Below are 301 nucleotides of genomic sequence, written 5' to 3' on the forward strand. Positions count from 1 at the left end.
TGGTGATTGGTGGTCTGTTGGTGTTTGGGGTGCTGTTCGCGATCAACTCATCCCTGCACAGCTATCTGATTGTCAGCTATGCCAGGGGCGATGGGGTGTCGCTGGATGTTGGCTGTTACTATATGTCGAATGCGGCGGGCCGGCTGCTGGGAACGGTGCTGTCTGGCTGGGTCTATCAGGCCTTCAGGCTGGCGGCCTGCCTCTGGATTTCGTCTGCACTGGTGGCCGCGGCCGCGCTGCTGTCGCTGATGTTGCCGCAAACGAGGCCGGGCGCTACGCTTCGGTGACAATACCGCCACCC

1 pseudogene is annotated in these 301 nt (G+C 61.5%); it reads left to right on the forward strand.

The features are described from left to right. Positions 1–287, forward strand: a pseudogene (locus E5Q11_RS17710) (organoarsenical effux MFS transporter ArsJ); the annotation flags it as partial. Positions 288–301 lie beyond the last annotated feature (14 nt).

Origin of the sequence: Marinobacter confluentis, from assembly GCF_004785685.1 — a bacterium.
Lineage (GTDB): Bacteria > Pseudomonadota > Gammaproteobacteria > Pseudomonadales > Oleiphilaceae > Marinobacter > Marinobacter confluentis.